The 25,357-nt window shown below is 40.6% G+C and carries 21 protein-coding genes; 7 read left to right on the plus strand and 14 right to left on the minus strand.

What is annotated here, in order from left to right; translation table 11 throughout:
• Positions 1-126: 126 nt before the first annotated feature.
• The 4 genes from nifN to RMY32_RS00320 form a co-directional block, all read right to left on the minus strand.
• Positions 127-1,440, minus strand: a complete 1,314-nt coding sequence (nifN, locus tag RMY32_RS00305) for a nitrogenase iron-molybdenum cofactor biosynthesis protein NifN (RefSeq protein WP_322709278.1) — start codon at positions 1,438-1,440, stop codon at positions 127-129.
• Entirely contained in the window at positions 1,440-2,831 is a 1,392-nt protein-coding gene (gene nifE / locus RMY32_RS00310; protein ID WP_322709279.1) for a nitrogenase iron-molybdenum cofactor biosynthesis protein NifE, read from the minus strand. The genes nifN and nifE overlap by 1 nt, the downstream gene beginning before the upstream one ends.
• Positions 2,832-3,395: 564 nt before the next feature.
• Positions 3,396-4,361, minus strand: coding sequence for a nitrogenase iron protein (gene nifH / locus RMY32_RS00315; protein ID WP_322709280.1), 966 nt, complete (start codon positions 4,359-4,361; stop codon positions 3,396-3,398).
• A 486-nt stretch (positions 4,362-4,847) separates the two neighbouring features.
• Positions 4,848-5,978: a substrate-binding domain-containing protein gene (locus tag RMY32_RS00320; RefSeq protein ID WP_322709281.1), complete on the minus strand. Its 1,131-nt coding sequence runs from the start codon at positions 5,976-5,978 to the stop codon at positions 4,848-4,850.
• 544 nt (positions 5,979-6,522) lie between these two features.
• Here RMY32_RS00320 and RMY32_RS00325 point away from each other — a divergent pair.
• From RMY32_RS00325 to RMY32_RS00335, 3 genes are all read left to right on the plus strand, one after another.
• Entirely contained in the window at positions 6,523-6,888 is a 366-nt protein-coding gene (locus RMY32_RS00325; RefSeq protein ID WP_322709282.1) for a hypothetical protein, read from the plus strand.
• Positions 6,889-6,987: 99 nt separating this feature from the next.
• On the plus strand, positions 6,988-7,362 hold the full coding sequence (locus tag RMY32_RS00330; protein WP_094353382.1) for a hypothetical protein: 375 nt from the start codon (positions 6,988-6,990) through the stop codon (positions 7,360-7,362).
• 84 nt (positions 7,363-7,446) lie between these two features.
• On the plus strand, positions 7,447-7,578 hold the full coding sequence (locus tag RMY32_RS00335) for a hypothetical protein (protein WP_322709283.1): 132 nt from the start codon (positions 7,447-7,449) through the stop codon (positions 7,576-7,578).
• Between the two features lie 49 nt (positions 7,579-7,627).
• Here the strand turns inward: RMY32_RS00335 and RMY32_RS00340 are convergent, their stop codons facing one another.
• Complete coding sequence (locus RMY32_RS00340) at positions 7,628-7,828, minus strand: hypothetical protein (RefSeq protein ID WP_322709284.1); 201 nt, start codon at positions 7,826-7,828, stop codon at positions 7,628-7,630.
• Between the two features lie 122 nt (positions 7,829-7,950).
• Here RMY32_RS00340 and RMY32_RS00345 point away from each other — a divergent pair, with 122 nt between their 5' ends.
• Positions 7,951-8,592: a hypothetical protein gene (locus tag RMY32_RS00345; protein WP_292856419.1), complete on the plus strand. Its 642-nt coding sequence runs from the start codon at positions 7,951-7,953 to the stop codon at positions 8,590-8,592.
• 10 nt (positions 8,593-8,602) lie between these two features.
• Positions 8,603-9,415, plus strand: coding sequence for a pentapeptide repeat-containing protein (locus RMY32_RS00350; RefSeq protein ID WP_322709285.1), 813 nt, complete (start codon positions 8,603-8,605; stop codon positions 9,413-9,415).
• Positions 9,416-9,511: 96 nt separating this feature from the next.
• Here RMY32_RS00350 and RMY32_RS00355 read toward each other — a convergent pair whose 3' ends face one another.
• Entirely contained in the window at positions 9,512-10,963 is a 1,452-nt protein-coding gene (locus RMY32_RS00355; protein ID WP_322709286.1) for an MFS transporter, read from the minus strand.
• A gap of 77 nt (positions 10,964-11,040) precedes the next feature.
• On the opposite strand from RMY32_RS00355, the gene RMY32_RS00360 reads away from it, so the two are divergent.
• Positions 11,041-11,565: a phosphoribosyltransferase gene (locus RMY32_RS00360; protein ID WP_322709287.1), complete on the plus strand. Its 525-nt coding sequence runs from the start codon at positions 11,041-11,043 to the stop codon at positions 11,563-11,565.
• 34 nt (positions 11,566-11,599) lie between these two features.
• Here RMY32_RS00360 and topA read toward each other — a convergent pair whose 3' ends face one another.
• From topA to ftsH, 4 genes are all read right to left on the minus strand, one after another.
• Entirely contained in the window at positions 11,600-13,771 is a 2,172-nt protein-coding gene (gene topA / locus RMY32_RS00365; RefSeq protein WP_322709288.1) for a type I DNA topoisomerase, read from the minus strand.
• 306 nt (positions 13,772-14,077) lie between these two features.
• Positions 14,078-17,431 (minus strand): hypothetical protein, encoded by a 3,354-nt coding sequence (locus RMY32_RS00370; RefSeq protein WP_322709289.1) that lies wholly within the window; start codon positions 17,429-17,431, stop codon positions 14,078-14,080.
• A 236-nt stretch (positions 17,432-17,667) separates the two neighbouring features.
• Positions 17,668-18,585, minus strand: a complete 918-nt coding sequence (locus RMY32_RS00375; protein WP_322709290.1) for a DUF928 domain-containing protein — start codon at positions 18,583-18,585, stop codon at positions 17,668-17,670.
• 317 nt (positions 18,586-18,902) lie between these two features.
• Positions 18,903-20,792, minus strand: coding sequence for an ATP-dependent zinc metalloprotease FtsH (gene ftsH, locus RMY32_RS00380; protein WP_322709291.1), 1,890 nt, complete (start codon positions 20,790-20,792; stop codon positions 18,903-18,905).
• A 357-nt stretch (positions 20,793-21,149) separates the two neighbouring features.
• On the opposite strand from ftsH, the gene RMY32_RS00385 reads away from it, so the two are divergent.
• The gene (locus tag RMY32_RS00385; RefSeq protein ID WP_322709292.1) at positions 21,150-21,695 is read left to right on the plus strand and encodes an NADPH-dependent FMN reductase; all 546 of its coding nucleotides are present in this window, start codon (positions 21,150-21,152) and stop codon (positions 21,693-21,695) included.
• Between the two features lie 44 nt (positions 21,696-21,739).
• On the opposite strand, the gene RMY32_RS00390 is transcribed toward RMY32_RS00385, so the two are convergent.
• From RMY32_RS00390 to RMY32_RS00405, 4 genes are all read right to left on the minus strand, one after another.
• Positions 21,740-22,864: a ferrochelatase gene (locus RMY32_RS00390; protein ID WP_322709293.1), complete on the minus strand. Its 1,125-nt coding sequence runs from the start codon at positions 22,862-22,864 to the stop codon at positions 21,740-21,742.
• Positions 22,865-23,230: 366 nt separating this feature from the next.
• Positions 23,231-23,842, minus strand: a complete 612-nt coding sequence (locus RMY32_RS00395) for a DUF3137 domain-containing protein (RefSeq protein WP_322709294.1) — start codon at positions 23,840-23,842, stop codon at positions 23,231-23,233.
• Positions 23,843-24,173: 331 nt separating this feature from the next.
• On the minus strand, positions 24,174-24,869 hold the full coding sequence (locus RMY32_RS00400) for a hypothetical protein (protein ID WP_322709295.1): 696 nt from the start codon (positions 24,867-24,869) through the stop codon (positions 24,174-24,176).
• Positions 24,870-25,001: 132 nt separating this feature from the next.
• Positions 25,002-25,208, minus strand: coding sequence for a hypothetical protein (locus RMY32_RS00405; protein WP_322709296.1), 207 nt, complete (start codon positions 25,206-25,208; stop codon positions 25,002-25,004).
• Positions 25,209-25,357: the final 149 nt, after the last annotated feature.

Here is a 25,357-nt window from a genome sequence, read left to right on the forward strand (position 1 = left end):
TTTTATAAAGCTGCATAGAATTCGATCCCCCCTAGCCCCCCTTATAAAGGGAGGAACCAGAAAAACATATCAAAGTCCCCCTTAAAAAGGGGGATTTAGGGGGATCTAGATATGTGTAACTTCACATTAAATTGGTATAACCTTTGTTTCCTGCTCTAAAAACAGATTGCCAATATCAAATAAAAGTTGCATAGTACCTCGATAGCCAACTTTGCAGAACTGACCATGATCTAAGCGGTCAAAAATCGGAATCCCTTGACGGTAGAGAGGAATTTTTAAGCGTTGAGCGATCGCTACTCCATGAGAGTTGGTAATGAGTAAATCAGATCCAACCGCCAATTGCTCAAAGTCTTCCAAATCGCCGATAGTAACGCTATTGATCGGCAGTTTTTTGAGCAAAGGAAAGCGTGTTGTTGTCACTGCTGCGTGAATCTCAACTCCAAGCGATCGCAAAAAAGCAACTGTTGACCAAAGCAAATCGGGTTCCAGCGCCAAAGAAACTCGCTTGCACCCAAAGTAAAAGTGATTTTCCAACATCACATGTTGTAACTGACGGCGTTGACGGCGGTATTTCTCTGGTACGCTGACACCACTGATATCCGCCAAAGCTTGCAAGAATTTATCTACTGCTAATAGTCCCGTCAGTTCACCAAATACTTCATAAGGTATATTGAATCTTTGATCCAAAATTTGTGCTGCACCCCGCATACTATCACCTAGTGCCAAAGTAAATACAGAACTACCAATTGAGCGCAACTGTGCTGCATTTGTGCCATTAGCTGTAATAGCACTAGAAGAATCTTCTATATGACTATCTAGTACGCCAGAAAGATCGGGTACAACAATAGGTACGAGTCCAAAAGAAGTGACAATCTCTTTGATTTCTTGTACATCCCCTGGTGTGAAGGCAGAACTCGCCAAAATAGTGATTTGTGTAGGACAAGCATCTTGCTTAGAGCTTTTTTGGGGAATTTCCCTGACTATACTCTCAACTGCACCAGCAAAGCCATCCTGTAATGTACCTTTGAAATCCGGTGTAGAGACAAACACAATTGGTAGATAATCTAGTTCTGGGTGACGGTGGCGAATCTCCTTGACAAAACGTACCATGTCATCGCCTCTGGTTTCCACCAGTCCAGTGCTACAAAGACCGATAATTTCTGGTTTGGATCTCTGCACTAAAGTCAAGATTGCTTGTTCAACTCTTTCCTCGCCCCCCAAAATGGTTGCAACTTCAGTCATCGCTGTACTGGAAAGGGGAATCGTCTGACGGAAATGTTGTACTAATACCGCTTTAGTCAAAGCAGTACAACCTTGAGAACCGTGTAATAAAGGCATGATTCCCTTCAATCCCAAAAAAGCTAAAACTGCACCCACAGTTTGGCTTTGCTTCAGGGGATTAACTGCAACTGATGTACTCGTAACGCTAATAATCGCCATCAAATTTCCTCCTCAGAAGAATTTCCTGCTGACCACAGGGCTGGCTGGTATACTTGCTCCCACACAGGGTTGTAAAAAGCGGCATACAGTTCTCGTGCTACTTCTAAAATTCCTATATAGCCCGCATAGGCATGATTGCGTTCTTGATTAATATCTAGAAATGGAATCCTAGCAGTGAGAGAGGTGTCTTGATGGCGTTTATCAGCAATTAACATATCAGCTTGATTTCCGTTAATTATCTGTAAAATTTCTTCAGGATTATTTTGTTCTAGAATTATGCCATCTTGACCCAGCAAACTTTTGACTCTAATTTGATCCTCATCAGTATTATTCTTAGTCAGAATAGCAATAACTTCCATCCCCAATTTTTTAGCAGCAAAGATAATCAACCAACTCTTAAAACTTCCAATAGAAAGAATAATACGCTTACCTTGTAATCGGGTAATATACAAAGTGAGTTTTTCATCTATTGCAGCAGTTTCTTCTACAATTAGCTTTTCTGTACGTTCCTGCAAATCAGAATTACCTAACTTTGCAGCAATATTCCTTAAACATTGATTGATTGACTCTACACCATAGATAGACTCTTCAATATAGGGAATGCCATATTTTTTCTCCATCCCTTTTGCTACGTTGATGAGTGCTTTAGAAGAGAGTATGACATTAAGTTGGGCACGATGAGCATAGCAAACTTCTTTGTAGACAGCATCGCCTGTAATTTTTGCCAAAACTCTAATACCTAATTTCTCCAATAACGGTAGAACATTCCATATTGCACCTGCGATGTTATGTTCGCCAATTAAGTTGATGTCATCAGGTGTACTAGTCTCTGGTTCGGCTGTTCCAATAACGTGTTCTAGTAACGCTTCACCAGCAACACGGTTGCCCAAATTTTGGTTCCCAATAAATCCAGGACAATGTACTGGGATAGTGAGTATTCCTGTTTTCTCGGTGGCATTTTTGCAAACTCCTTCGATATCATCTCCAATTAAGGCGGTGATGCAAGTGGAGTAAACAAATACTGCCGCAGGTTTGTAGCGTCTTGCTAATTCTAAAATGCCTTTGTACAGTTTTTTGGCTCCACCGAAGATGATATCGTTCTCATCGATATCGCTGGTAAAGCGTATTTTGTACAACATCGAACCAGAAGAGAGACTGCTGTAACTTCCCCAAATACTGGCAGCACAGCCACTTGGCCCGTGAACTACATGAGCAGCATCGGTGATTGGTACTAGGGTAATCATTGCACTATCAAAAGCACAACTCCCTTGAGTAGTTCCAGGTTGGGGTAATTGTGTAGAGGACTTTTTTTTATGCAGTTTCTGCTGAGGAGCATCTTCAGAATTGGAGTCACTGAGTGAATCGTTGATTTTTCCTGGGGTGGGATTCATTTGTTTGGTGACAATAGGTAGAAGTTATTAAGTGTTAAGTGAATTTTAAAATTTCAGAGAATTTTAATTTATGAACCGTGTATTTAAAGTATGGAATAAAAGGGAATGAGAAAGAGAATTTACCATCCCCTAAAACATAAACACCAACTAGGTTAAAGAAGGAAAAAACAAAAACAATAACTAGACTATTCAAGTATTAATGTTGCTGTGTAGACTTGAAAAATTAGTGTTAGCACGGTGAAGTTGAAACCAACACAAGTTAAGATTGGCTATTCAATTACCTCCATTTTAAAGGATTTTTCAGGAGTGATGAGTGCTGAGTCCTGAGTAAAAAGTAATGAATAAGTAGTATTAATGAATCTTCCCATTCTTAGCCGAGGCATTCGCTACTCAAAACTAATTTGATGCTTAGTCGGTCTAATTTTACTTTTTACTCAGCACGGACTAAACCTTAGCTATCCGCTAATGTTACTCAGCACTCAGAACTGTTTCGGTGAGAGGGTGGGCTATTTTTGCCCACCTAATATTTACTCTGTGTTTAGCACTTAAGTCTAAACAAGAACCTTACTTCTTCTCGCTACCAGAAACTATTTCTACGTTTCCTTTTTTCAATGCTTCTAATGCTTCACCTTCAGCATCTTCTTGCTTCTTAGCAGCATCTGCTTGGCTAATTAGTTTGGCAGCATTTTCCTCACTTTCAAGAATACCGAATTCAATCAACAAATCTTCTAGCTCATCCATTTCGATGGGTGTGGGAACAGCGAGATTTGTATTGTTGATAATCTTGTCTGCTAGTGTGCGGTATTCATTAGCTTGGTTGCTGTCGGGTGCGTATTCGTTTACAGTCATCCGACGCAATTCGGCGTGTTGCACGATATTGTCACGGGGGACGAAGTGAATCATCTGGGTACTTAATCTGGCTGCAAGGGTGCTAATCAGTTCGTCTTCCCGGTCGGTTTTCCGGCTATTACAAATTAGTCCACCCAAACGTACCCCACCAGTGTGAGCATATTTGAGAACGCCACGAGCAATGTTGTTAGCTGCAAACATTGCCATCATTTCACCAGAGGTAACGATGTAAATTTCTTGGGCTTTACCTTCACGAATTGGCATCGCAAAACCACCGCATACAACGTCGCCCAATACGTCGTAAGATACGAAATCTACATCTGAATAAGCGCCGTTTTCTTCAAGGAAGTTAATAGCGGTGATGATACCCCGACCGGCGCAACCTACACCAGGTTCTGGCCCACCTGATTCTACGCATCTGATATCGCGGAAACCAGTGATTACCACTTCTTCGAGTTCGATATCTTCCACAGCGCCCCGTTCAGCAGCTAAATGCAGGACGGTGGTTTGAGCTTTACAGTGCAAAATCAAACGAGTGGAGTCAGCTTTCGGGTCACATCCGACAATCAAGATGCGTTTACCCACTTCTGCCATCGCAGCTAGGGTATTTTGGGAGGTGGTAGATTTACCAATACCACCTTTACCGTAAAAAGCAATCTGTCTAATTTTTTCGTCGGACATGATAATTTATCCTGCAATTGTTTGTTTGGTGGGTCTGTCAGTTGATGAGGCGTTGACACATTGTGCCGGAGGTACTCGCGCTGTAAAATTACAGCAACGACCTTATGTAGAACGTTGTTGGAGGTGCTCGTTCTACACCAAAAAGAGTCCAAAGAAAGAACATATTCAAGTTTTAGTCAGTTTTCATCGGCCATTAGTCATTGTTTTTTCTGACTAATGGTTAGAGCGATAAGACATCACTCAAGGAATATTGCAAGTATTACCATCCGCTCACTCAAATGATTTCTCTGACGGTAGTAATACCAATTGGAAAAAGAAAGCTACAGATTCTAAGTTGGAAACTCAAATTCAACCCGAATTACAAATTCAGCATTATCAGTTATTGTAATCTCCTGAAGGTTGCTCATACCTAAAGAGTGATTGCAGCAGGATTTCAATTTACGCCAAGTTTTCCTTTAACCACACAACCAACCATTGCAATCCACTCTAAACAGTCGCTACAATTTCCCCGATTTTGCTGATATCGTAACCGCCGAGAATTTCAAATTGGGAGTGAACCATGCGATGTCCCAACGTACTGAGCAACTGTTGTACAGGTGCTTCTTCTAAATATTCCTTGAGAATCACCAAATCATATCGTGACTGATGTAAAGGAATAAATCCCAGTCCAAAGGCGGTAGCTACAGATGCCGTACTCATACCAGCATCGGCAACTCCTCTGACTACAGCTTGGGCGACATCTTGGTGAGTTTTGAGTACATTGTCAAAGCCTTGAACAGCATCGAACGGTATCTGCTCTTTTTGGAGTGTTTGTTCCAAAAGCATCCGACTCCCAGAACCTATTTCGCGGTTGACAATAGTCGCCCCTGCAACTAAGTCACTAACTGTTCTAATTCCCATTGGGTTCTCTGACTTTAACAAAAGTCCCTCTTCCCAGACACCAAGGGTAATCAGAACTGCTTCCCTACCAGCTAGAACATCTCGAACAAAGGGAGTATTATACTCACCAGTTTCAGGATCGTACAGATGCATCCCAGCGATGTGGGCTTCACCTCTGCATAGACTGTGCAATGCAGCCATGCTATTGGCAAAGTTATATTGAACTCGCAGTTGGGGATGCCAGCGTTCGGTGGCTCTTGCCCATAGTGAAATCACAGGGGCACAACCAGCAATCACAACGGTGTTGTGAAGTGTGTCGAGATTATCGTCTAAAAGACGGACTCGAACCTTATTTGTACCTGTTTGACTAGTGCCTTCTCCATCAGCCGGAATCATATCTTGGCGAAAAGCATCCTTACCAATCAAGGGATAAGCTATCCATTGTCCTCCGACACGAGCCATGCTAACTCGTAGTTGCTGACCGTTAGGAACAGGTTTGGCAAGGACAGCTTCAATTTCAGGTAAATCCCGCTCTAACCAGAATAGATCCTCTACTTGACAGCCAAGCGCTTTGGCCAAGCGAAGTGTTATAGCTACTGAGGGAGCATATTGTCCCGACTCTACACCACTAATAGTCTGACGAGTCACATTAGCGATGTTAGCCAAATCTTGTTGGCTCATGCCTAAGCGAGTTCTAATTGACTTCAAGTTATTACGGAGGTCACTATCCTGCTTCATTGGCTTTGTCTCTTAGTTTCAAAAAGCCGTAGCGGATTTAAACATTGCATCTGCCAAGGCGAAAGTCTGGTCTTTGAGTTTATATCATTTTTCTTGGAAGACTTTTTGTGCAATCGAAAGTCTTGATTCCCCATATAAAAAGACTATCACAGAAATTGCCAATTTGCTTGCGAAGCGCAAATTATTTTTGCGGGTGATTGTTTTTTACCTGCTTTTTTGGCTTAAAAGCCCCAAACTCCAATAAACAGAGCATTTATTTTGCAGTAAATTTTTACCAATTAAATTGGTGTACAGTAATATTCAATACAGTTTTAGGGATTAGTTTCAGCTTTGATGCTTGATAGACGAGTAACACAAACAGTAGAAAACATATCAACCAATTTCGCTTTTTGGGGTAAATTTTGCCCTGACGAAAAATTACCTATTTGACTAAAGTGAATATGCACATAGCATCAGCAAATAATTGCTGTTTTAAGTTTTTGCACAATCAATTAGGTATTTACCAAAGTATGCAACAGATGGCAACAATGCAATGGAGAGAGTAATGATTACCGAAGAAGACTTAGCCCAGCAATTTAACGTAATTATTGAACACACTCACCCACGGGTATGGAAACTGTTAAGCCAATGTTATGTGAAGATAATCAATCCTCATCCTCATTTAACAAGAGTGAATATAAAAACCTGCATCGGTCAGACAAAATACATTGGTATTTATTGCCCTGATAGACTAATTGGTGCTGTCGTAGAACAAAAAAAACTACTCAAAGAAGTAGCAGAATACTTAGGGCTAGTTGAAGTTGTTTGCTTGAATGCCAATAACTTGATGCGCGATCGCCTTTCAAATCTCAAGCAAGCTTATCCGCAGTTGTGGTTAGACTTGCTGTGGATTGTCACTCAAGAACAATAACCTAGTAAACCTGATTTTTCTGCAATATTCAATCTGCAAAAAATCAAAATTCCCAATCTTCGCCGCAGCTTTGTTACTTTTGAAGCTTGCCAAAACCTTATGAATCAACCATGCCTACATCCAGATGATTTGCCTTCACCTCAAACAATCAAACTGAGTGAAATACTATTTCGACAGCTTGAAGAAGCAACGAAAAAAAGCTTTTTCTTAGCGTGCGATCGCATGACACGGATTTTGTTATCAAGTTGTCATTGGTATTTCCAAATCAATAGTGGTGTTTTGACGTTGATCCTGATTTGTAATAACATGGAAAGTTATCGCAATATCATGAAAACTGTTCCCCAATTTGCCGATCGCTTAAAACAGTTTGCTAACAGAGCTAAAATTACCGTCAGTTCTCCAATTGACAAAGGCATACCGTGGGTACTCAGCATCGATAATGTCTTACCAGAAGGAGACTTGCCCAGTACTTGATAGATATACCAGAAAAATCGCGATCGCCCCTTTTGCCGAATATTGGCGATCGCGCCAAAATATTAAACCACGGCAAGGTGTCTAATGTCTAAGCGCTTTGTATCTGCTTATTTACCTGATTGGGAGGATAAAGAAAGGAACTTACGGGCGTTTGTGAAAATACTTGTGGAAAATGGGGTTGCGGGTAAAGGTATGGAGTTTTCCCTTACCCTTTAACCTTTTTCCTTTCCCCAACATCTTGGCATTTGTTACTTTTGCAAGATGTCTATTTATTGGGATCTAATCCTTGCAGTTCCGGTTGGGAGATGTTGGGGAAATATTTGGGGTAAAACTGGGGTAATGTAAAAGAGTCAAGATGTTTACAAAGCAGCCGTGTTAAATAAAAATTATGTCGTCCGCTCAAAGTAGATTTTATCCCAAGACGACAATGGTCTTCTAAATAAGCATTAGCTTCTATAATTGCCATTTGACACACGGGTGTAGATCCGTTTAACGGATTTTGCGCTTTTTTATACCCTATATTGTCAAGTTAGGCACTTATATCTCGCATATAGATAACTTTTACCCTCACCACTGGAGAGCAAAATCTTGGGCATAGAATTACGCAGTTTCGTATTTCTCGACAGCCTGCAACCTCAACATGCAGCATATATGGGAACAGTAGCCCAAGGCTTCTTACCATTACCAGGAGATACATCACTGTGGATTGAAATATCTCCTGGTATCGAAATTAATAAAATTACGGATATCGCCCTAAAATCTGCCTCTGTCCGTCCGGGAGTACAGGTAGTTGAACGACTATACGGACTACTAGAAGTTCATTCTAGCTCCCAAGGCGAAACCAGAGCTGCTGGTCAAGCTATTTTGGCGGCACTGGGAGTCCGAAGAGAGGAATGTCTGAAACCGCGGGTTATTTCTAGTCAGATTATCCGCAACATCGATGCTTATCAAACCCAACTGATTAATCGCACGCGCCGAGGACAGCTACTACTAGCAGGTCAAACGCTGTATGTATTAGAAGTGGAGCCTGCTGCTTATGCCGCACTAGCTGCCAATGAAGCGGAAAAAGCAGCGAGGATTAACATTTTAGAAGTTCAAGCTGTAGGTAGTTTTGGACGGCTTTACTTAGGTGGACAAGAACAGGATATCCTAGCAGGAGCAGCGGGAGCATTAACGGCTATTGAAAGTGTCGCTGGTCGGGTAAATTCTCTGGGTGGGCGTCAGGAGTAAAGGAGAGAAAATGGCAAATCGAGAGCATCTAACTTTACTCAAAGCAGGTGCAGTTAAATGGATTGAATGGAGAAAGAAAAATCCCCAGATAGAACCAGACCTGAGCGCCGCGAATTTGCAAGGCGATAACCTTAGAGGTGCAAACCTCCAAGGGGTAAACTTGAGAAGAGTTGATTTGGGTAATGCTTTACTTGTGCGGGCAAATCTCAGTGGTGCTGACCTCAGTAGTGCCAACCTTTATAAAGCCCTCCTGAATGAAGCTAACCTGAGTGCGGCTAACTTCAGTGTTGCTAACTTGAGTGGTGCTATACTTACGCAAGCAGATTTGAGTTATGCCAATTTGATTGGAGCTGACTTAAGTGGGGTGGATCTTAGAGGTGCTGCGATCGCATCTGCTAATCTAATTGGCACTGACTTAAAAAGCGCTAACTTGAGAGATGCCGATTTAGGTGCAGCAAAGTTGATGCGGGCTAACCTCTCTTTTGCCAACCTCATTGAAGCTAACTTGATTGCGGCTGACCTTAGCGAGGCGAGTTTGTACGAAGCAGAGGTTTTAGGAGCTTATCTATACAAAGCTGACCTATACAAAGCTAATCTGACCAAGGCTCACCTAAGTGGTGCATACTTGTTGCGGGCTAACCTAAGTCAAGCTGATTTGAGTCAAGCTGATTTGAGTTGGACTAACCTTAGAGATGCGAATTTGGCAGGAGCGAATCTTAGAGGAACTAACCTTAGAGGAGCCGACATTCGGGGAGCTAACCTCAGCGGCGTAAATCTTCAAGAAACAATTATGCCTCATATCACTCGTTTTGTGCATTTTTAACTCAGAGTTGGGTTTGGGGAAAAGGTCATTAGTCATTAGTCAAAAGTTAAAAGTTAAAAATTCTTCCCCTGCCCCCCGCCCCCTGCTCCCCGCTCTTTAACTCCCTTTCTTCTCTTGCCGTTCTTTGAGTTTCAGCATAATTTGGGCGTGCATCTCGCGGGTAATTGGGTAAAAATACGTTAAAACTAAGCCAAAAATCAGACAAACTGTTGGTATGGGGCCAACGGCAACGCGAATAGCAAACAGTGCTGATTCCGGTTGGATGGGTAGTGGACTTCCAGCTACAGATTCTTTGAAACCAGATACTTGCAAAGCATTTCCCACCAAAAATAGTCCCAAAGCTAAACCAAATTTTTGCAGCAAAACCATGAAGCCATAAAAAATGCCTTCTCTGCGTTGTCCGGTTTGCAGTTCATCTAATTCAATCACATCTGGAATCATTGACCAAGGAATTAGATAAGCTGTGGAGACACCAATACCTGCCATCACAGCCATCACATACATCAAAACTATTTGACCAGGCTGTAAGAAAAATAGTCCGGCTGCTGCTATAATCCACAAACTCATTCCCAGAAAATAAACAACTTTTTTGCCGATTTTTTTACTCAACGCTCCCCAGACAAATAGCATTAACAGAGCAGTTCCTTGGACTGCAATCATCACTGTGGGCACATCTGATTCTTTGAGTCCCATACAATTGACTACAAAATAGGGAATAATGCTGGCTGTTACCTGTACGCCTAGCCAAGAACAAAGATATATACCAATAACAAATAAAAAAGGTCGGTTACTAAAAACAATTTTTAGCTGTTCAAAGAAGGGGAGAGATGCAGGTTCCTCGGTTTGGATGCGTTTAGCCTCAAAAGCTAAGATGCGATCGCGGACTCCAAAAACGCACCAATATAATCCTAAAATCGAAATTACCGTACAAATGGCTGCTAAAACGAGATATTGTTGTTGGCGATCGCTAATTTGAGAAAAAACAATTTGCGTTAAAATCAACGATAAAATGCTGCCACCAATGGAAAATGTAAACCGATAGCTGTTAAGGCTGGTACGTTCGTCGTAATCTTGAGTTAATTCTGGAGTCATTGCCGTATAAGGCAAATTCACAACCGTGTAAAACGCCTGAGATATCACCCCAATCGCTACGTAATACCAAAACAGCGGCCAAATATTATCACTCTGATTTGCACTAAATCGCGGTACAATCCACTGCAAGAAGAAGAAAACTCCAAAGGGAATAGCCCCATAAAACATCCAAGGAAGACGACGACCCCAACGACGAGATTTCGTTTTATCAGTCAGAAACCCGACAACCGGATCGTTTACCCCATCCCAGATTTTGCCAATCATCAAAATACTCCCAGCTAAACCCGCAGGGATACCAGCGACGTTGGTAAAGAAAACCAGCAGAAAAAAGACGGAGATATTTGCAGTAATTGCTGGGCCTAAATCCCCTGCACCGTAAGCCAGCTTTGTTTTCAGGTCAAGTTTTTCACTGAGAGGATTTCGTTGAACATCACCATCAGCAGCAGAATCATTCATAAAACTTTGCACTCATACTAAAATAAAAAATCTGCAATCGCCTTCAATACTAGCCATCTACCACTCCCGTTAGACTTATGCCAGACCTTTATGTTTCTTGGTCAGATTATCACCAAAAAATTGAACAACTGGCTATTCAGATTTATCAATCAGGTTGGGAATTTAACCAGATTATCTGTCTTGCCAGAGGAGGACTAAGAGTCGGAGATATTCTTTCCCGTATATACCAGCAGCCGCTAGCAATTTTAGCAACCTCATCTTATTACAGTGGCACTGGTAAGCAAGAAAGAAGTAATTTAATTTTCTCCCGTCACTTGACAATGACTGCGGAAAAGTTAGGTTCGCGCATTCTCCTAGTGGATGACTTAGTAGACTCTGGGGTAACACTCCAGCAAACTATACCTTGGCTCAAGCAAAATACTGATTTCCCCATTGAGGAAATTCGCACCGCCGTTCTTTGGTATAAAGCTTGTTCAGTTATAGCACCCAATTATTATGTTGATTATCTACCTGATAACCCCTGGATTCATCAACCTTTTGAACATTACGAGCAGATGAACCCCGCAGAACTTGCAGCTAAGGTAAATAAAGTTAGGAGTTAGGAGTTAGGAGTGATGAGTTATTAATTCAAAACTCCTAACTTTTAATTCCTAACTCCCCAAATTTAGGACTCCACCACCCTTTTTGCGTACTGAAATAAGCCACATCTTTATGTTTGGTATCCTTACGGGATTGTGGGTTAGAACATCGCAACATTGTCTTACTTTGCCCCTCTTTGATATAACTGTACTCCTCTAAAGGTTTCTTACATACCGGGCAGGGATATGCTGTCGTCTTCACAGGAGGCTTTTGTTGATTTTCAACTTGGACTGTTTTAGCTTGTGGTGGCTGCCAAGTTTTGTTAAAATCGCTCCAAAATAGCACGACATTTTCACAGCCTTTTGTGCATTTGAGGAAATATTTCTTTTTGACCTTAGTACTCGGAATTTTGGCGAGAAAATTTTTGCATTCAGGGCATCGCGTTTTGGAAGTTTCATATTTGCGCTCAGTTATTACATTAGCTTTACCTATTGAGGAACTTGGAACTATAGTTTTAGCTTTGGAGAGCGCTGGTATAAAGTAATTCTGATTCCAATTAGTTAAATAATGCTGCCAAGAGTTTTTTCCTTCAGAAATGGCATCAAGGGCATCTTCCATTTTCGCTGTGAATTCTGCCTCTAGTAAATCCGGCAGTGCTTTGAGCAAAAATGCATCAACTTCTAACCCTAACGCTGTCGGTTGCAGATGGTCTTTTTTCAACTCAACATAATTTCGTTTTTTTAAAGTAGCAACAGTAGGAGCATAAGTACTTGGGCGACCAATTCCTTTACGTTCCATCAGTTGTACTAATTTTGGTTCGCTATAACGCGGTGGTGGCTGAGTCTGCTTCTTCTCATGTCCCGCATTCTCCAGTTTCAATGCTTGTCCCTGCTGTAATGAAGGTAAAACACTATCCTTGCTGAGATTGTTCCAGTACCGAGCATAACCATAAAATTCAATCACTTGCCCTCTAGCTGACCACAGTAAAGAACCAGACTGAGTAATCACCAAAGTTTTACGCAATTGGGCAGCACGACACTGAGAAGCAATTGAGCGTTTCCAAATCATCACATACAAATTAAACTCATCATCAGGAAGTTCTAAACGCAACTGAACTGAGGGACGAAATACATCGGTTGGACGAATCGCTTCATGTGCTTCTTGAGCCGATTTGCTACTGCGATGCTTGGCGACTTGCGGCGGTACATTCGGCGGATCGTTTTGCTCTAACCATTTACGGGCGCTGGCACAAAATTCTGGACTCAGCATTACTGAGTCTGTTCGCATATATGTGATCAGCCCTGCCTCATAAAGCTTTTGGGCAACAACCATAGTTTTATCGGGAGCAAACCTCAGCTTTGAACCGGCTGCTTGCTGAAGGCTGGAAGTTGTAAATGGTGGAGGTGGCTGGCGGTTAACGATTTTTCCTTCAAAATGAATCACCTGATGAGGATGTCGCTGTGCTTCTTCTACTAAACGTGTCGCCTCTGCTTCAGAAAGAACGCGTTTAGACTCTGGTGTTTCTGGACTATTACCTACCTTCGCGTCATCATGAGTTTCAGTTTCTTGTTCTGCTGCATCTTTTGCAGAATCGACCGTCCCTTTGTAAAAAGCCCGAAATCCTTCCGCATAATCTACCCAGACACTCCAGTAATCTTGGGGGACAAAAGTCAGAATTTCGTTTTCTCGCTGACAAATCAGGTGTAACGTGGCGCTTTGGACTCTGCCAACACTCTTAGCACCGTTATTCAATGCCCAAACTAAAGGACTGCCCTTGTAACCCACCAACTTATCTAGGCAATCTCGGCACAGTCCAGCACCGATTAAATTTTGGTCTAGCTTTCTGGGATTTGCGATCGCACTCTGTACCGCCGATACTGTAATCTCAGTATAAATTACTCGTTTCGGTTCTCTTAAACCCAGCGTTTCTTTGAGATGCCAAGCAATTGTCTCACCTTCCCGGTCTGGGTCAGTTGCTAAGACAACTTCATCAACCTGCCTCACCGCAGACTTGAGCTTCTGAATTGTTTCTTTCGCTCGTTGGTCACGCGGGATGTAGTTGCATCGGACATTATTGCCATCCATGACAAAGCCCAAGGAATCGTCCCCTTCATTGCTGAGTTCTCGGATATGACCACAACTTGCGAGAACTTTCCAATCTGAACCCAGAATTTGACTGAGTTTTTTAACTTTTCCGGGAGATTCTACTACAAGCAGGCGTTTGATCATAGCAACTGCGTTCTAGATTTTGAGTAATACACTGGCAATTGCAATTAGCGATCGCCTATTCTCGTGATATGGATTTTCTAGAATACTTTACCAAAAAGCTTGGGAGATTGCTGAACTCAGTTTAGAGGTAAATGATGTCTGATTGTGCGATCGCTGTTGGAACTGGCTCAACTATTATGATTTTAGCCTCAACAACCTAGTTAAATTAGGATTTAACAGCATTCGACTGTTGCAGTTTCTCAAACTCCGTTTCACCTTCTTTTAAGTACGCATAAACTAGCTCTCGGTTGGCAAGATTAGGGAGTGCTAGCTTTCAGAAGATTGTCTATAATTTAGTTCCCTGAGACGTGCCAGCGCACGTATGACTGGAGGATCTTTAATATTTTGAGGAATAATTACTTTATCATCAGGCTGAATACCGCACAAATCAAAATCATGCTCCTCTATTTGCCATGCTGGACGAATGAATATTTGTCGTTTCATAATTCCAAACTCCCAAAAGAAATCTGGACTGGAACCATCTTGAGATATGTAACCTGGAGTAAGAATATAAAAACCTAAATTTTTATAAAACTCTATAAACTGATCAATATTTCGAGAATCTTTCGGTTCAACAGTGCGAATTCGATATCCTAATATAGTTTGTGAGTTATTAGAAGCTGTTATGCAGTCAGGATTTATCCCAATAACTACACGATAAGCGGCTGGATTATCAGCATCAATTCCAGTGATAATCGACACCCTAATTTTTTCCTCTACATCTGTCTCTCCTACAGCTTCTCGCCATTGAGCAAAAATTTTCTTGCTTGCATTTTCATCTCGAAATAAAAGTGCAAGCTCTAGAAGTGGAAGATTTTGAGAATTTGGTATAAATGCAACACCTATTCCGCACCAACCAGCTTTATCCCAAAGATGGACGTTAATCAAGGATAAAATTTTACGATCGCGATGTTTTAGGTGATCAATACTCTTGAGTTCTGGAGGAGGTTCACCCTGCCCTGGTTGAGGTGATATTGGAGTAGCTTGTTCCTCAGAGGTATTCTGAATAGTTTTACTATTCCATGTACTTGCTCGTCGAGGTGGAAAATATTTCTCACTATCACTTAAATTCCAGTCTGTAAGTTGCAGTTTCGGACTTTTACCCAAAATATTCCAAATAGCAGTAGCTACATTCGTAAAGTTAAATGCACGAGAATAAGCAAGTTCATCTCGCAAAAGTCCTTCAAAGTACTGTTCTGGATTAGTTACATAAGCTATCTTAAAAATTACTCGAAGAATTAAGTCAGCGAGTTTTTCATTTAATGTTTCAGAATTAAGCTCTGCAATATAAGATTCATTTACAGAATGTTTTACCTCTATAATAGTTTCAAACTTTTCTGTGTCTTCCTCTTTAATGTGAAAATTAATAACATCAGCGATAGAATCTAAAGGTAGAATTTGGAATCTTATATTTGGTTGATGAGGGACTAAATTTGAATCAAGGCTTGTTGCTAGAAAAGCCTCAAATGCAGCCAGAATTGACTCTGCAATAAATAAAGATTTATTGTTATTTAGTACTTCAGCAACTACGTTACATCCTAGAACTTGTGAGCGGAGTTCTACTCTATCTTGTGCTAAAAACTCTGGTGGTTCTGGTAGGTCATTACTTACTGGTTGTGCTGTCCAAGCATTAAAAAACTGATGTACACTTGGTTCATCTTCCTCTTGTGGAATCCAACCTTCAGAACGAAGAATATCTTCATAGCCTAGTGCGTACAATGATGCTATGAATGAATGATGAAAATTAAGTTTTTTGAGGATTGATGAAATAGACCCTAAGCACTGCAAATCTTTAAAAGCAGTTTTAAGAAGAAGAATTCCAAGAACTTGATCCTGAGTTTCTCTCTCTTTAAGAAATCTCTCTTGCGCTTTCTCATCAAGACCGACTACTTGTGCAATGACTGTAGCGTTTTCAATCCAAGCAAGGGTGATTGGAATCCTTCCCAATTGCAATTCAAGCCAAACAAGACGTTGTAAACAGGCGAAAGCTTGAATAGTGATTGTGCCATCTTCCCAAAACTCATTAAAAGCTTGAGATGCTGCAAGAAGCATATTAGAGCGTGCGGCCCACAGCAAGCCTACCGACTCATAAGCACTTGCACATAGAGCAAGTGCGGCAATTAACTCGCCATGACACTCATGCATAGCTAAGTTATGCTGTGCTCGACCAAGAAGACGAATTGCCTCGTAACGGTTTCCGCCAAGAAGTTTTTGCCTTCCTCGTTTCAAGAGCATACGTCCTGAGGTTGCTCTACTCTCTCGTTGCTGAGAGAGTAGAAGTACAGATTCAAAAAGTTTATCGAAGCCAGGATCATCAGGCAAATATTCTCCAAGTTCCATAAGGATCTTTATTAAAGGAGCTACGGGAAAGTTAACTAAACCCTCACCCTCTGCAAATACTTTGCCGAATTCTTCAAGTATCCTTTTTAACTCAATATATTCCTGCTTGGATTCACTCAGATCCATTAGTAATTCAATGGATCTTGATTTTAAGGCAGTGCTTGGTCGATCTTTTTCAGCCTGAAGACGCTGTAATTCGGCACGTAAAATCTTAGTTCGTACTTTTAATTTTGCATCTGAAGCATTAAGTTGTGACCGTTGAACAGTTGCCCACAGTACTTGCCACAGATTAGCTAATAGCTCTATATCTGTAACTTGACTACTTCCAATTGCTAAACGTTCAACATCGTTGTATATACTGTTAAAAGTGTAAAAGTCATCGTGCCACCAAAAAGAAGTCCAAGCCTTGGCGTAAGCACACTGAAGCTTTTGCTGATGCGTTCCATATTGTTCTGCTATACGTTCAGCTCTTGTAAAACGTCCCTCAACCTCTATACGAGGTAATTCAAGTTCACGCGACAAAATGGCTGCCTCAAGGCAATCCTCAATAAGTTGATACTCAACACCTCGATAACGGCTAGAATCTTGTATTTGTGTCTCTAGTTCATTTAATTCAGTTTCACGAGCTGTATCCAAAGATCCTTTTTTAATAGCTTGAGTCAAGGGGAGATTGATTTTGAGAGTTTCTAAAGCGAGATGTTCCCGCTTGTTTTGAAAAACCTTATCAAGTATCCAAGTTCTATCTAGTACTCGTATATTAATATTGTACTTTTTTTGTAATTCGTCTTCAATATTGGCTCGGTCTTTATCTTTGATGTATCGGCTACTAATAAAATAAATTAAAGTATAACCACGCTCTGTTTCTGCAATACCTTGTACATCGGAACGGACTTTTGAACGCCATTGTTGTTTTGTGCTAATTGCAAATGCCCAACGCTCTGATGCAGCTTCGCGTCCAATTCCTTCATACCAACGAATTGAAATAGCATCAGATACAGGATAAGTTTCAGAGTCTACTTTGCTGTCTCCGCCACCAGTAGGGCCGGTTTGCGGCAGAAGATTAGGACAAAGCTCTTTTTCAGCTAGTTTTCGGCAAAAGTGCTCAAACTCCAGGTCTTCTTTACGATTAGTCAGTGTTTCTAAGTGATATTCAAAAACATTGCGATCCAGCAACGGCTCTCCAACTACTTGCGTATCAGAGAAAAGATAAGGTCTCCGTGCCCTCATGAAATCCGAAGGACGGAAGGCTACTGACTCACTTTTCTGAGGTTGTTCAGCCATAAATCTAGGTGGGCTTTGCCTAAAAACGACACAAATATGTCTTATAAGTACAAAAATACTATTATAGTCAAATAATTGATACTGTCAATTGTCAAGCGACCTTAACTTAACTGTATTGCTGCATGAGACTCCGCTTTGTATAAGTTTGGGTAGGTATTTGCGATCGCTTAATCTTAAATTGAAGGGTAAAAAACCCAGCTTCTTTATGAAAACCGGGTTTTTAAGTAATTATTAATTTATTTCTGAGCAGTACAACAGGGCAATAAAGGCTTGTTTACAACATCTTTTATGTCTACTGAATTCAACAAATCTTCCCAATATTTCTGAACTTCAGGATCGTTAGGACGCTGGCGGCGTAAATTAGCTAAAGTTCTTAAAGAATCTTCCCAAAATCCGGCTGTGGCAAATAAAACTGCCCGATCTAAGTCTGTGTTTGGTTGGTTTAACTGAAGAGATAGGTTTTCATCTTGCGATCGCACAATCGTACCTTCTACATACGAATCTTTATCGCGGTTATTCATATCACAAATCATCGAAAAAGTCCAATTATATTCTTTGCCGATTTGTAGAGATGGTTGATTGACAGGTACGTTTACACTAACAATACCATTCTGCCCAACAGGTTTGAAAGTTCCTTTATATAACGGGTCAATGCTATCACCATCCCGCAAAACAAATTCTAGTGCTTGCACTGTTGTCGAGGTTTGAGGAAGGTAGAAAAAGAATGTCGGACGTTCTGCTGTGGTTCGTTGAGCTTCCTTATCTGTTGGTGTCAAGGGAATAAGATATTGTCCACTTTGAAAGCAACTTCCCCGTGTTCCTGCTGACCTTACCCTACCAGGTCTACCTGGGACAAAGGCGATACGATTTCTACTGCTACCGCGTTGAATATAACCTGTAACATTTCTAATTGCAGCAGTAGCATACCTATCTCCAGGACGTAGCCGCTCTGCTTGCTGAAAATTCAATAAAGCTTTTCTATAATTTCTTCGTTTGGTTTCATTGTAGCCATTCAGCATATATTGAGTGTAAGCAGATTTTGCTTGTGCCAGTTGGTAAACTGATGTTGCCAAAACCTGAGTAATACTTACAGGCTCAAAGGGTACAAATGCTAAAGCAGCAAGCAGATAACTTGCCCAGAATCTATATTTCATAGTGTTTATGTTTACTTGTAGTACATTGTTTGGGTATATATAATACAATAGCCTAAGCTTTTACAGTCACAAGACTTTATCTGTGCTACTTTCTGTGAAGGCTGAGGTAGTATTGTAATTTTTTTACAACAAAATTCCCAACTTTTTTCAGAAGTTGGGAATCTTAACCTTTGGATTTTCAGTAGTCTAAAGTTAATAGACTATTAGCTTTTGCCTATTCCTTAATAGACAGAAGAGTGAAATTAAAGATGCATTATCCAGAACCCTCGTAGAGACGTAGCACTGCTACATCTCTACATTATTTCTCACTCATATTTTTAATGAGGTACAGCCAATTGTTCATCGGCTACCTGAACATGATCGGTAACAATTTTGCGGAATACATCACCTTCAATTGTTTCTTGTTCTGCTAGCAAATCTACTAAACGTTCCAAAACTACACGGTTTTCTTCCAACAGTTCTTTGGCTTTAATGTAGGAATTGCTAACAATTTCGCGCACTTGTGAATCAATTTTGGCAGCAATTTCTTCAGAATAGTCTGATTTATTCATCCAGTCACGTCCTAGAAATACTTCTCCACTCTGATTTTCCAAGGACAATGGGCCTAATTCTGACATCCCGAAGCGTGTCACCATCTGCCGCGCCATTCCTGTCACGTGTTGCAAGTCATTACTTGCACCTGTGGTCACTTCTGGCTTCCCAAAAACGATTTCCTCGGCGGCGCGACCACCCAAAGTAGCAGTAATCCGGGATTTGAGTTGGGAACGGGAAATTAACCCCTGTTCTTCGTTAGGAGTAAACCAAGTTAATCCCAGTGCTTGTCCCCGTGGAATCAATGTAACTTTCTGCACAGGATCGTGGTCTTTGAGCAATGTGCCTACTAAAGCGTGTCCAACTTCATGATAGGCAATCAAGCGCTTGCTCTTGCTGTCTACTAAGGCGGTACCTTCCATACCTGCAACAACTCGGTCTACAGCAGCATCAATTTCTAAAAGAGTGACGGCTTCTTTACGTCTTCTAGCGGTGAGAATGGCGGCTTCGTTGAGTAAGTTAGCTAAATCTGCGCCAGTAAAACCAGGAGTGCGGCGAGCGATCGCTTCTAATGATACGCTAGGATCGATTTTCTTATTCCGCGCGTGGACTTGCAAAATTTCTAGTCGCCCTTTGAGATCGGGTGGATCGACCATCACTTGTCTGTCAAAGCGTCCCGGTCTGAGTAATGCTGTATCTAAAACATCTGGGCGGTTTGTGGCAGCAATAATAATAATACCTGTGTTACCTTCAAAACCATCCATTTCGGTGAGCAGTTGGTTGAGGGTTTGTTCGCGCTCGTCGTTACCACCACCGATCCCAGCACCCCGTTGTCTGCCTACTGCGTCAATTTCATCGATAAATATTAGACAAGGGGCATTATCTTTGGCTTTCTTGAAAAGGTCGCGCACGCGAGATGCACCCACGCCAACAAACATTTCCACGAATTCTGAACCGGAAATACTGAAGAATGGTACACCGGCTTCACCTGCGATCGCTTTTGCTAGTAAAGTTTTACCAGTACCAGGAGGGCCAATTAACAGCACTCCTTTGGGAATCCGTGCGCCTACAGCAGTAAATCTTTCTGGCTGTTTCAGGAAAGTCACCACTTCTTCAAGTTCTTCTTTCGCTTCTTCAACCCCGGCGACATCTTCAAATTTCACTCCAGTTTTTGCCTCCATTTGGAAGCGAGCTTTGGATTTACCGAAATTCATCGCTTGGCTAGAAGCATTAGTAGAGCGTCGAAGAAACAATAGCATTAAAGCCACCAGTGGCAAAATCCACATTAAGTTGATCAACAGCCCAACAGCAGCTCGACTGTTCGCAGAGGAAACTTCCCCAAAATCAACATTCTTGTCTTTGAGAATGTTGATTAACTCAGTGTTTTGCGCCAAAAGTCTCACCTGTTGGGGTGGTGTATTATCTTTTTGCCCCTTTAGATAAACCTTTGCTAGCTGTTCGGTTTCGTCTAACTCTATTTTCTCAACTTCTCCCGCCTTCACTTTCTTGATCAAGTCGCCATAATTTAGCGAGGTGGTTTCTGCCTTTTGTGCCATGACAGGAGTACTTCCGAAAATTCCTGGCAACATAACCAAACTAGCAGCAATTGCACCAACCCAAGCAACGCGCTTTGAGGACTGCCTTTTTATCAATGCTTTTTTTCCCGAATTTGTCATAATAATTACCCTTTGTCTGCTGGCACAAGTTAAGCGCTAGTTTTATGCCTATTCTTCTATCAAAAATTGTAATAACTGGAAATTACACTTTTCTTATCTAGTCTAACTTGGACACAAGGGACTGGGGACTGGGGAATGAGGAGCAGGGGGAGATGAGGGGGACAAGGGAGACAAGGGAGACACTAAGAATAACCAATCCTCAATTCCCAATTCCCAATTCCCAATTCCCAGTCCCCAGTCCCCTTGATCTCAATTTGACACATTTCGGCACAAATCGCTAAGATAAACATAGTCATAACGATTCCGCTTTTTAAGAAATCTGACGATAGTAGCTAGTTAATAGTTTGTGGGTTAATTATGGTGAAAATTATTGGCATTGGTGGTAGTTTAAGACCCAACTCTTATACCCAGCTTGCTTTAGAAGTCGCAGCGCAAAGGGTTGAAGCTGTAGGCGCAGAGGTAGAAATTCTTGATTTACGGCAGTTGCAGCTACCATTTTGTACTGGCGCAAAAGAGTATCCAGAGTATCCAGATGTTCAGCGGTTGCAAAATACAGTTAGTCAGGCTGATGGTTTAATTTTAGCGACACCTGAGTATCATGGTGGCGTTAGTGGTGTCCTGAAAAATGCCTTAGATTTGATGAGTTTTGACCAACTGTCTGATAAAGTAACGGGATTGATTAGTGTCTTGGGTGGTCAGTCTAATAGCAACGCTCTAAATGACCTACGGCTAATTATCCGTTGGGTTCACGGTTGGGTGATTCCCGAACAAATTGCGATCGGACAAGCTTGGGGTGCTTTCAATCCTGAAGGCAAACTCGTAGATGAGAAGCTCTCTCAAAGATTCGATCAATTTGCTCAGAGTTTAGTTGATAACACTCGCAAACTGCGGGGTGTGAATTAATTGTAGGGTGGGTCTGGCTTTGCCCACCCTCGTAAACTCAAAACTTAATGATGGTGGTGGTGATGATGATGGTGGTGATCCCCTGCGAGTTGAGGATTAACTGCCACACTTTGTTCTGATAATAACTCTGCTATATGAGTATCAGCCCATTGCGCCGCCATTGCCAAGAATTCGGGATGGTCATTGACGCAAGCCATTTGCACGTAGTTTGTGCCAGGATGCTGTTTCTCTAAAGCATGGATGATATGGTGTACATCCAATAGAGTTTCGTGGTTTTCTGTGGCAAAGCCAATTGGCATAAAAATTACCACTTTTGCACCCAATTGAATCAGGTTATTTGCAGCTTGCTCGGCATTTGGCTGCGTCCAATCAATTAAGGGGGTGTCATGATTCAGCCAACCCACGGAGATTAACGGATAGCGGTTAATCAACTTATCCCGAACTAAATCGTACATTGCTTCGCTTTCGGCAATCCCAGAAGTAAAGCCCTTAGCTTTATGGGGACAGCCGTGATTCATTAACACAATACCGATTTGAGAAGGGAGATAAGCTCCAGCTAACTCAGCAATTTTCTCCTCAACCAGATGAGCCATTAAATCGATGTAAGCTGGTTCGTTGAAAAAAGAAGGAATGTAGCGCTGTGCTTTAACCCAGTGTTCCTCACCATCAGTCAACTCAACCAGAGCATTGTTAACTTGCTCGATCGCAATCCCACTAGTAAAAATAGAATCAACAACCAGCAGTGGGTAAATCAGCAGCTTCTCGAAGCCTTGGTTTTTGATTTCTGCTAAAACTTGATTGGGTAGGAAAGGGGCACAGAAGTTAAAAGCCTTGAAAACTTGAACCTTATCGCCCCATTTTTCTTGTAAATTCTTCTCAATTCCAGCCCGTTGCTCTTCAAAGATGGCGTTGTGTGGGGAAATAAAATCGTGGTGTGTGTGTCCCCACTCATGGCGGTCAAATAGCGCCAAAAGCTTTGCCAGAGGTGGATAAATCCAGGTTGGTACTGGTGCAAATTTTGCTGTCAGTAGATTTAAAGCCTGTTCGTTATAGTTGGCGAAATCTTCGTAGCTTTCGACTTCGCCGTAGCCCATAAGCAATACGGCTACACGGTCTTTACCTGATAGATGCTCGTGGGTGTGTTGTACTTTTTCCGGCGTGGCAACCACAATTAATTCCTCAATATAACCAGAGTGCAGAGAAATATAACATTAGGGAACAGTTTGCACATTTTCCCTACTTGTAACTTATTATCCCATCCTGGGGGATAGGATAGGTGGGAAAATCAAAATAATACATCAAAAGTAAGACTTTTGTGGGGCATTGGGTATGGGAAATTGAATCAAAACTGTACTTTTGACCTCTCTCCAAACCTCTCTCCTAAAAGGAGAGAGGCTTTAAATTCTTCCCCCTTCCCGCGTCGGGAAGGGGGTTAGGGGGTTAGGTCTATCTGCGTACCTCATTCAATTGAAAATAGCTATATCGTGGAATAGCGAAAGCGGTGAAGATGCCGAAAAGCTGCATTCTCAGTGAAATTAATCTGGTGCAGGTTTGTGTATGCGTCTATCAAGATTTAAGTCTTCAACAATTCCCAGCATCAAGTTGAGAGTTTCAAAATATTCTTTTAAAGGCGCAAAGCTTAACACACTTTTATATAAATTAGGGTCAATTATATTATTTTCTACTGCTTCTTCAATGGCTATGTATATCATGTCATCTACAAAAGAAATATAAATATTTCTATTGGTTTTTTTGTGAAAATTAACTATTTTATCCATTAAATTAGTAGATAAGGCATAGCGTGCTTCTATTTGGTCATCACCATAAACAGTAAAGAATTTAGCAAATTCTGGGTCTTCTAATTTAATTACCTGTTTCTTAGCATGATTAAGAGCATGAATATTAGCGTTGATAGCTTTTGGTTGAACAATTGTAACAGTTCGCAGATTTTTGTTAAACTTCGCTTTAAAAAATAATCCTTTAAAAATTAAACTTGTTCGGGTAAATTGATTTTTTAAAACTTCAGATTCAAATTTTTTATATTCAATATTTTTACCACGTAAAATATGATTAATTATATATGGAATTATTTTGATCGATCTGAAAATTAAAGCACCAAATGTAAATGGTAAAACAAAGATGAACAAAGATATAACACGTAAAATTGAAAATATAAACAGATAAGTTATATTAGATTGAATTATTGTTTCATATCTCCTAACTATAAAAAAGATAATATCTAAAAAATTAGTCCAATCATGTTTTAGTTCTAATTCTGCACGAATATTCGAGAAATAGACATCAAGACCATTAATCTTACCATAAATATAAACATTATGTTCAATATTATTTGGATTGATAAGTCCTTTAAATAGTTGGCTATGTTGAAAAGAATTTATAGCATTTTCACTATCCTCTTTTGAACAATAGCTAAGATATTTTAAATTCTTATTTTGATTTGTAAAAGCAAATATTTTCTTAGATATTTTGTATGTAAAACCTGCGGAAAAGCCCTGACAAATTGTCGAAAAAAAACATCCAAATCCAAAAAATCAATAAAAAGCACAATAAATAATTGAAAGATGAAAAAAGAAAAATTATAATTTTATATATAAATACTACGGCTATTGGTGTAGAGTGATTTTCAACTAATGAAGATTTATATTGAATTTTTTCAATATAAATATAATCGTTTATATTAAAAGATATCATGGATAGAAGCTTGAACGTTATAATTAAAAAAGACAAAAAAAGCAGATGAAGAGTAATAGTAGATAATAAAGCTTGTTTCCTACGAGATTCAAATATTTTCAATTCGCTCAAGAGATTTTTTTGACAAAATATTTTGAATTCTTTTAATATTTTTGGGGTAAATTTTTGAATAGGTGGTTCCGGTTCTTCTGGTAAGGTTTCGATTGGTGTTTGTAGCTTAATTTCTAATTTGTTGGGGTTTTGCACCGTTGCGGATACATCAATATTATCTGTAAATAGGTCTGTAAATAAAAGTTGTCTTGCCCATTTTCTCGCTGCTTCGTGTTTATTAATCAGGAGTTGCTGACAAAGAGCGATCGCCTGATTAATTTGCCCATTTTCCTGATATGCTTTTATCAGTAATTTGTGTGCTTTTAAATATTCTTTTGTGGCTGGAGAAGCAGCTTGACAACAAATCTTCAATGCTCAAATTGCTTCTTTATAACGTTTTTTAATAAAAGCTTCATAACCAGTATGAATAAGTTCAGTCGCTTGTGCAGGAGTGAGTGAACCTTTAGTTGAATTTAGTGATGATTTTGGCTCTGTAAGTTTAGCTTATGGCAGAATCTCGGCAAGATAGTACTGTGCTAATATCTGAGTAGTTTTATGTTTACTGTTACTCAATTCTTGGCATAAGTTAATTGCCTTGTCAAAGCTTCCATTGTAGAGATATGCGTCTAAAAGCAATACTCGCGCATACAAATATTCTTTTGTATTGGTTTCTGGATTATTTTGGAAAAACTTTTCCAATGTCTGAAGCACTAAATTGTAGAGCTAATTTGTAAACTCAAGTAAAGTCCTTGTCTTGTATACTTTTCAGGAATTTGAGCCAATAATGCACTTATTCGCTGAAACTCAGACCTCGCAATGATTTGAGTATCCTTAAGATTTTCTTTACGAATCAGCTCGTA

The sequence above is a fragment of the Nostoc sp. ChiSLP03a genome, from assembly GCF_034531215.2.
Classification (GTDB): domain Bacteria; phylum Cyanobacteriota; class Cyanobacteriia; order Cyanobacteriales; family Nostocaceae; genus Nostoc.